Annotated in this window: 4 protein-coding genes and 2 pseudogenes; 2 read left to right on the forward strand and 4 right to left on the reverse strand. The window is 36.3% G+C overall.

What is annotated here, in order from left to right:
• Positions 1 to 26: 26 nt before the first annotated feature.
• A complete protein-coding gene (locus GEZ89_RS09200; protein WP_153225792.1) occupies positions 27 to 194 on the reverse strand; it encodes a hypothetical protein in 168 nt (55 codons plus the stop codon).
• Positions 195 to 487: 293 nt separating this feature from the next.
• Between GEZ89_RS09200 and GEZ89_RS09205 the strand changes: the two genes are divergently transcribed.
• Together GEZ89_RS09205 and GEZ89_RS09210 are read left to right on the forward strand one after the other, a co-directional pair.
• Positions 488 to 1957, forward strand: a complete 1470-nt coding sequence (locus tag GEZ89_RS09205) for a M protein trans-acting positive regulator PRD domain-containing protein (RefSeq protein WP_153225793.1) — start codon at positions 488 to 490, stop codon at positions 1955 to 1957.
• A 1020-nt stretch (positions 1958 to 2977) separates the two neighbouring features.
• Entirely contained in the window at positions 2978 to 6667 is a 3690-nt protein-coding gene (locus tag GEZ89_RS09210) for a pullulanase (RefSeq protein WP_153225794.1), read from the forward strand.
• Between the two features lie 376 nt (positions 6668 to 7043).
• Here the strand turns inward: GEZ89_RS09210 and GEZ89_RS09615 are convergent.
• From GEZ89_RS09615 to GEZ89_RS09220, 3 genes and pseudogenes are all read right to left on the reverse strand, one after another.
• Positions 7044 to 7151: pseudogene (locus GEZ89_RS09615) on the reverse strand (Rrf2 family transcriptional regulator); the annotation flags it as partial.
• Positions 7145 to 7330: pseudogene (locus tag GEZ89_RS09215) on the reverse strand (hypothetical protein); the annotation flags it as partial. The pseudogenes GEZ89_RS09215 and GEZ89_RS09615, both read right to left, overlap by 7 nt.
• A gap of 117 nt (positions 7331 to 7447) precedes the next feature.
• Positions 7448 to 9307: a hypothetical protein gene (locus GEZ89_RS09220; RefSeq protein WP_194251852.1), complete on the reverse strand. Its 1860-nt coding sequence runs from the start codon at positions 9305 to 9307 to the stop codon at positions 7448 to 7450.
• Positions 9308 to 9340 lie beyond the last annotated feature (33 nt).

Raw genomic sequence — 9340 nt, forward strand, 5'->3', positions numbered from 1 at the left:
TAGAGAATATCCCTTTTTATTTTGTTCTAAATTCGATTTTTGAATGGAATATCAGATGATGAGACAAAATATTTTTGAAAACAGAAAAAGACAAACACCAAAAATGACGTTTGTCTTCGTTCTGAAAGGAAATGTTTTCCTTTTTTAATCATACGCCAGTTCTTCTGCTCTGCATTTTTACGATTAAAATACATTCTTATCTCCTATTTATTTTGTATTAGAGTCGCATGTGTTTTACATACGTTACCATTATAAAATATAGAGGCAAAATAGTCAATCACTTTGTTTGTTTAGAAAAAAAAAAAATCCTCGGTACAAATCATTTCCAAATTTACTCTTTTTTTAGTAAAATTATTATAAAATTTGATAATTTATAAACGATTTTTAAAAGTTTTTTTCGAAAACATGCTATAATAGAGAAAAGCCCTGATAATTGTTTTTATCTTTTTTTGTTTATAAGACTTTATATTTCCAAGGAGTATTTCCCATGAGAGAACTATTATCTCACAAAGAACAGAGACAATTAAAAATTCTAGAATACTTATTTGAGAACCAAGAATGGATTCATATCGACACCTTGGCTGATATTCTAGATTTGAATGGACGCATCATCAAAAGCGATATTAAAGAAATGCGCGAGCAACTTTCTTGTTTTGATATTCTATCATCAACCGCTGGTATCAGACTGACGAACGAACATAATTTTGGTATTGAGCGAATTTATAGACACGTTTTGCAAGAGTCTGTTAATTTTCAGGTACTCAGAGCTTTCTTCCTATTAGAAGAACCATTTACTTTCGAGCACCTAGTTCAAACGCTTGACATTTCTCTTCCCTCACTTCGTAAGAAGGTTGCTGAAATCAATAATATTCTGCAGTCAAAATATAAATTCAAGCTCAAGGTGACGCCTATTTCAATTATTGGAGACGAAAGAGACATTCGCTTCTTTTTTGCCCAGTATTTCCATGAAGCCTATGGTTTCTTCAAATGGCCATTTGATCTGTCTTCTGAAGATGTAGAGGAACTTGTGACTTTTCTTGCCAAGGTAACAGGCTATCCCATCACCTACCAAAATATGTTTCAGCTGAAGATACAAATTGCAGTCAATCTCCATCGAGCAAAGATTTTACCGAGACCTAAAGGGGAAATCGAGTTTGACTCTCTTCGCTCTATTTTTAGTCAACTTTCAAACTTCCAGCAGGAATTGCAATCTCTTGGTGAGCGTCTTGGAATCACGCTCGACTTTTCAACTATTGACCAAATTTTCAGCTCCTATACTCAAGAGGGGATCTTCTTCACGGTCGAGGATTTCCTAGAGGCGCGAGAAGACAATGAGAAAGTCGATAACTCCTATCACTCAGCTCGAGATGTCCTCGACAATCTTACCCGACAGTTTGATGTCCACTTTTCAAATACCGATCAATTGATTTGGCACTTGCATAACACTGCATTTCTAGAACGTCAAGAAATCAACTCAGAATCTATCATTTCTCATAACAAATCTTATGCACTGAATAAGATTAAAAAGTTCTTCCCAGATTTTTACGAAGCAGCTAGTTTTGAAATGATGCGCTATAAGTCTAGCTTGGGACAAAAGGAGCAACTTCACGCTGTAATCCATCTAGTCTATACTCTTTTAACCCACGCAACTGATCTAATGGAACAACTCCTAAAGCACCAAACCAAGGTTCGTGTTCTTGTTTTGAGTGAGTTTGACTTTGCCCATCCTCAGGCTTTGATTTCACTCTATCAATTTTACACCTCTAGAAACATCCACTTTGAAACATGGGATAAAGCGACACTCAATGTCGATGAAATCATGGAAGCGGGTTACGATGCCATCATTACCAACTTTGATATTGAAGGATTGGTTCATCCGAAACTCATGAACGTCGGTCGCATGGCTAATCTACAAGTCGTCAATGAACTCAATACTCTTTCCATTAGTAAACTTTAAAAAAGCCTCTGTTTTATAACCAAGTAAGCAGACTAAAACATATACAAACGCATAATGTCAGTTATCTTAAAAACTTGATATTATGCGTTTTTATACTTCTTCAAACCGCGTCAACGTCCATCTGCAACCTCAAAGCAGTGCTTTGAGCTGACTTTGTCAGTTTTATCCACAACCTCAAAACAGTGTTTTGAGCAACCTGCGGCTAATTTCCTAGTTTGCTCTTTGATTTTCATTGAGTATTACTTTCAACAATGGATTCGCACTTATTGATAAATTTCTGCTCATTTACAACATAGTAGATTCAAATAAGATATGAACAAATAGATTAGGAAAGTCAAACTTATTTCTAGAAATATTTTTAGCAGTCATAGTGTGCTGTTCTAGATTCAATACGCTATAATTTTGTTGTGTAGCAGATTAAATAGAAAACACTATAGTAGATTCAAATAAGATATGAACAAATAGATTAGGAAAATCAAACTTATTTCTAGAAATATTTTTAGCAGCCGTTATGTACTATTCTAGATTCAATCTACTATAATTTTGTTGTGTAGCAGATTGAATAGAAAACACTATAGTAGATTCAAATAAGATATAAACAAATAGATTAGGAAAATCAAACTTATTTCTAGAAATATTTTTAGCAGCCGTTATGTACTATTCTAGATTCAATCTACTCTGCATTGTGAATTCTAAAAAATTGCTAGAAATTGACTTAACTTCTCTAGTAAATTTATTCAGATTTTATTTAACTATAACCTATCTATTTCAGTCTAACAAAAGACTTTTCCTTGCTTTGCTAGAATATAGCAAGATCTACTGATTAGCTGGTCAATTTCAATGTTTTTACTCAGGCTAGGATATTTCTTCAGTAGACTATCAACAAAAAGGGGTTTTGATTTTAATGGAGGTTGATTTTTCACCTAGTCTGATTTCTCATCTACAAAACAAAAGAAAACGATTGCATAAACTCTTACTCCATGATATACTAGGATAAAAATAAACAATAGGAGAGTGTCTATGAAAAACACGTCATCTCAACCAGATAAAAAAATGATTTACAGCATCCGTTCTCTGAAAAACGGAACTGGCTCTGTCCTTATTGGAGCAAGCTTTATCCTCCTTGCCTTAACAGCACCTTCTGTATCTGCAGCTGAAACTAGTCTTGGCACACAAGAAAATGTAAGCGCTATTAGTGCAGGCCCAGCTACTACAGAAACCAGCCAAGCTGAGGAAAAAACGCCTATTTTGGCTCCAAAAGATGCAAACGCTTCCCTAGATTCTAAAACATCTGAACCAGTAGCAATTTCTGAAACAGCTACAACTGAAGCTACTCCAAACCTTCCAAACAACAAAGACGAGAAAACAGAAGTATCAAGTCTAGCCACTGAGAAAGCTTCGCTAGCAGACACTGTATCTGAAACCCCAATCGCAGACAACTACTTCCGTATCCACGTCAAAAAACTTCCTCAAGAAAACCAAGATTCGCAAGGTCTTTGGACTTGGGATGATGTTGAAAAACCATCTGAGAACTGGCCAAATGGCGCCCAGTCCTTCAAGGATGCCAAGAAAGACGACTACGGCTACTACCTAGATGTCAAACTAAAAAATGAACAAGCCAAGAAAGTCAGCTTCCTCATTAACAACACCAAAGGGGACAACCTTACTGGAGATCGTTCAGTAGAGCGTCTCTCTCCAAAGATGAATGAAGCTTGGCTAGATGAGGACTACAAAGTCCACAACTACCAACCTCAGCCAGCGGGAACGATCCGCGTCAACTATTTCCGCACCGATGGCAACTATGACAAGAAATCTCTCTGGTACTGGGGAGATGTGAAGACTCCAAGCAATGGTGAATGGCCTGACGGTACAGACTTTACTGCAAGTGGAAAACACGGACGCTACATCGACATTCCGCTCAATGAAGCTGCCAGAGAATTTGGATTTTTACTATTAGATGAGAGCAAGAAAGGCGATGATGTGAAAATCAGAAAAGAAGATTATAAATTTACTGACCTGAAAAACCACAGTCAAATCTTCCTTAAGGATGATGACGAAACAATCTACACCAACCCTTACTATGTGCATGACATCCGTATGACTGGTGCCCAACATGTGGCTAAGTCCCGTATTGAAAGTAGTTTTTCTACCTTGGTTGGGGCTAAAAAAGAAGACATCCTTAAACATTCCAACATCACTGACCACCAAGGGAATAAAGTGGCTATCTCCGATGTTACAATCGATGAAGCAGGTAAGAAAGTAACTTACATCGGTGATTTCTCTGACACTCAAAACCCTTACACCGTTGCCTACGATTCAGACCGTTTTACAACTCGTTCAAGCTGGCGTCTCAAAGATGAGACTTACAGTTACGATGGTCCACTCGGTGCAAATCTTAAAGAAGATGGTAAACGTGTTGATCTGACTCTTTGGTCTCCAAGTGCCGATAAGGTTTCAGTTGTCGTCTACGATAAGAAAGATCCTGAAAAAGTGGTCGGAACCGTCGCTCTTGAAAAAGGAGAAAAAGGAACTTGGAAACAAACTCTGAATGAAAACTCTGGTCTTGGCATCAGCAACTATACTGGCTACTACTACCACTATCAAATCGAGCGCCAAGGCAAGACTGTCCTCGTACTTGATCCTTACGCCAAATCTCTAGCAGCTTGGAACAGCGATCTAGCCAAAACAGACGCTGCCCATAAGGTTGCTAAAGCTGCTTTTGTGGATCCAGCAAAACTTGGACCTCAAGACCTGACTTATGGTAAGATTCATAACTTCAAATCTCGTGAAGATGCTGTCATCTACGAGGCTCACGTTCGTGACTTTACCTCAGATCCTGCTATCGCAAAAGATTTGACTAAACCATTTGGTACTTTTGAAGCCTTTATCGAAAAACTAGACTACCTCAAAGACTTGGGTGTAACCCACATCCAGCTCCTCCCCGTCTTGTCTTACTATTATGTCAATGAATTAAAGAACCAAGAACGTTTGTCCGCCTATGCTTCAAGCGATAGCAACTACAACTGGGGTTATGACCCTCAAAACTACTTCTCCTTGACTGGTATGTACTCAAGCAATCCGAAGGACCCAGAAAAACGTATCGCAGAATTTAAGAACCTCGTCAATGAAATCCATAAGCGTGGCATGGGTGCTATCTTAGACGTAGTTTACAACCATACTGCCAATGTCGATATCTTTGAAGACCTTGAGCCAAACTACTACCACTTCATGGATGCAGACGGGACACCTCGTACTAGCTTTGGTGGTGGTCGTCTAGGAACAACCCACTACATGTCTAAACGCGTCATGGTAGACTCTATCAAGTATCTAGTTGAAACCTATAAAGTAGATGGTTTCCGTTTCGATATGATGGGAGATCATGATGCAGCTTCTGTCGAAGAAGCTTACAAGGCTGCACGCGCCCTCAATCCAAATCTCATCATGCTTGGTGAAGGTTGGAGAACCTATTCTGGTGATGAAAATATGCCTACTAGACCTGCTGATCAGGATTGGATGAAACATACTGATACTGTTGCTGTATTTTCAGATGACATCCGTAACAACCTCAAGTCAGGTTATCCAAACGAAGGTCAACCTGCCTTTATCACAGGTGGTAAACGTGATATCAATACTATCTTTAAAAACCTCATTGCTCAACCAACCAACTTTGAAGCAGACAACCCTGGAGATGTTATCCAGTATATCGCAGCCCATGACAACTTGACCCTCTTTGACATCATTGCCCAGTCTATCAAAAAAGACCCAAGCAAGGCTGAAAACTATGCTGAAATTCATCGTCGTTTACGACTTGGAAACCTCATGGTCTTGACAGCTCAAGGAACTCCGTTTATCCACTCTGGTCAAGAGTATGGACGTACCAAACAATTCCGTGACCCAGCCTACAAGACTCCAGTAGCAGAGGATAAGGTACCAAACAAATCTCACTTGTTGCGTGATAAGGACGGCAACCCGTTTGACTATCCTTACTTCATCCATGACTCTTACGACTCCAGCGATGCTATCAATAAGTTTGACTGGACTAAAGCTACAGATGGAAAAGCTTATCCTGAAAATGTCAAGAGCCGTGACTACATGAAAGGTTTGATTGCCCTTCGCCAATCTACAGATGCCTTCCGACTCAAGAGTCTTCAAGATATCAAAGACCGTGTCCAACTCATCACTGTCCCAGGCCAAAATGGTGTGGAAAAAGAGGATGTAGTAATTGGCTACCAAATTACTGCTCCAAACGGTGATATCTACGCAGTCTTTGTCAATGCGGACGAAAAAGCTCGCGAATTTAACTTGGGAACTGCCTTTGCCCACCTCAGAAATGCTGAAGTTTTAGCAGATGAAAACCAAGCAGGGCCAGTCGGAATTGCCAACCCTCAAGGGCTTGAATGGACTGAAAAAGGCTTGAAATTAAATGCCCTTACAGCTACTGTTCTTCGTGTCGCACAAGGTGGTGCCATTGTCGCTCCAGCTGTTGAAGAAAAACCTGAGTTTGATCTTTCTAGCTTGGAAACCGACCAAAGTCAAGCCCAAAACCTAGCTGCAAAACCTAAAACTCAAGAAACTGTTGTAGAGACTCTGTCTCAAAAAGTCCTGCCAAACACTGGAACAGAAAAAGTTTCCTACCTTGCATTAGCAGGAATTAGCCTCCTAGCCCTCCTTGGACTTGGTAGCTTCCTCAAGTCAAGAAAGGAACAATAAAAGCAAGGACTCTATAAATCTATCACCTTAGTATAAAGACATGTAAAAAGAAGCTGGGATAAAAGTCTTTAAAATCAGAAAAACGCATATTATCAGATGTTTAAAACTTGATAATATGCGTTTTATTGTGGAAAGATTTATACTCAATATTCTACTAAAATTATGTTTGTGTCTCGCCTCTTCAGATTTAAAAAAGGTTCATTTTGATCAATTTGTTTCAATCTCTTTCTTTTACTAGAGAAAATAAAAAAACTCTTAAAAATAGCATTATGTCAGCATTTCTAAGAGTTTTTACTATATAGTATCCAACCTCTATAAGGGCAATTTTTTTATTACTGATAGGGTAGGTCTACGTTCTGCCTCTTTCTAGAAGCTCTTATTTCTCTATCCTTGCTTCTGCATCTGCCACTACTTGGGCAAGACTGGTTTGGCCCAACTCCTGCTCCATAGCTAGCTGAATCTTTTGTAATTTCTCATCTAAAATCCTTGGTTTTTAAGAATCCCTCGCCATAGAATTTCCTTATAGGAAAATAGCAGGGTTAAGAATAATAATCCGTAGAAGAACATAAAAATCCACTTCAATTTCGCACACAAGGCTACAAATTCACGGATAAAGTCAGATGGAATGTAATAGCCTGCTGTCCGACATCCCAAGCCATCTCCTTATTAATGATAGCCATATCATATTAAGATTAACTTGAAAATTTTATCAAAAGAAAAAGGTCTACCAATTGGTAATCCAATAACTGTTATTAAGAAGCCTCTATTTTATAATGGCAATTATCCAAGATATAAATAATTTTCAAAAATTATTTTTTCTACCTCTCTTTTAATTAATTCTTTTTCACAAATACCAATCATTACGCTATCGTAATTTTTAAGTTCCTCATCAATTCCATCTAAATACATATCTAGTGTCAATTGATTTCTCTTAAGATGATTAAGTAAAGAAAACTTAAATTCTTTTTTAAAATCTTTATCATTGACTAGTTTTAAATATTTATTCCCTTTGCCTTCTATCAATTTTAAGGTAAAAAATTTCAAGAGAGAGCCATAGATACTATATGAATAACCCTTTGATTTATACTCAGCTTCTTTTTTGATGAGATTAACCATAAATTCTTGTTCATCATGCTTTTCCTCCCTTCCCCATTTCCGATATAAAAATTCTTCAAGTAACAAAAGTGAACTTAAAGGTAACTGACTAAATTCGTAGGGGGAAAGTAATTCTATATTTTTCATCAAGAATTCACTCATGGTAGAATTCAAAGTCTTATAATCATAGGTGTAGGTTGGAAATATATTAGGAGTTATGGAAAGTCCTCTTATGTATTGGTCAACTAAATCTTGTTTTCCCCATCTTTCTTGCAACTCCACTCTTCTAAAACCATATGGACTAGTAGATAATATACTTTGAACTACAATAAGCTTTAGTTTAGAAATACCTTTGAAATCTTTCAAAAACTCATCATCAATAAGTTCAATATCTCTAGTATCAAACACCTTTTTAAGAATCTCTACACCAACATGCTCACCATATTCGACGGTATCAATTATTGAAATCATGTTGCTATAAAGTTTTTCCTTTTTTTCTTTACTAGACTTAAAAATTTCCACTAAGATTTCAATATATTCTCCATCACTTGAATCCCAGTCTCTAGTTTCTGGATGAAGCAGTTGGTATAATGCAAATGCTCCACGATAGTTAATAGACATCGTTTTTACGATTTCTATTAAATTGGTAAAATTGGAAGTACTACTGTCAACATGGTTATGATTATCAGTTAGGTACTTAAAACATATTCTAGAGTAAGCAAGCTTATTATCGTAGTCTAGAATAATTATTTCATCACCGCCATCAAAAGGATCTACTCTCATTTCAGGCTCTCTTAAATCAGGAAGAAATACGTCTGATAAATCATCTGAATTTCTATATTTATCAAAAATAATATTCCAAACTTTCTCTTCATATTCATTATAATAGTCTCTGATTTCATTGCGCTGAACATAATGCTGTTCACCATTTTTTAAATGGAAATCAATTTTAAGTATATTTGAATGCAATGCAAGATATACACTGTCAGTATCAGAATTATAGTCAATGCTATCAGGATAGGTTGATGAGTAATATACATCTATCTTTTTGATTTTTCTAAAGTATTCTTTAGAAATTCGAAGATTGGAATCAGAAATTAACTTGTCAAAAATAAATATTTTGCTGGGAATATCTGTTTCCCAATAATTTTTCCAAACATTATTTTTAGAAATCTTTTTCTGAACTAAAGATATCAAATAAGAATTTGTTTGTTTATTTTTAGCCATCTCCGCTAATATTTCAAACATACAAAAATGTATGTTATTTATTTTACTATATTCATACCAATTAATTCCTAAATTCCTAACTTTCGAATTATACTCTACACCTAAAATCTCTTTTTTTCTAAAAATACCCGTAGTTTTAAAACTATTATCATTCTCTATCCAACGTATATTCTTTTTAATTAATTTATCAAACATCTGAACATCTAGCTTAAATAAAGAAGTAGCAAAACAAATTAATTCATCATCTTCACAATTAATATGAGATATTAATTCATATTTCTCTTTTATAAAGCACTTATAATTGTAAATATCTCCCACCTCAAATTCCTTTAAAATTCCAATAATTTCTTA

Origin of the sequence: Streptococcus mitis, assembly GCF_009496285.1 — a bacterium.
Lineage (GTDB): Bacteria > Bacillota > Bacilli > Lactobacillales > Streptococcaceae > Streptococcus > Streptococcus mitis_BP.

Bases quoted from the DNA above. Each gene is read 5' to 3' on its own strand.
- GEZ89_RS09200 (WP_153225792.1), bottom strand. From the start codon at position 194: ATGTATTTTAATCGTAAAAATGCAGAGCAGAAGAACTGGCGTATGATT.
- GEZ89_RS09210 (WP_153225794.1), top strand. From the start codon at position 2,978: ATGAAAAACACGTCATCTCAACCAGATAAAAAAATGATTTACAGCATC.
- GEZ89_RS09205 (WP_153225793.1), top strand. From the start codon at position 488: ATGAGAGAACTATTATCTCACAAAGAACAGAGACAATTAAAAATTCTA.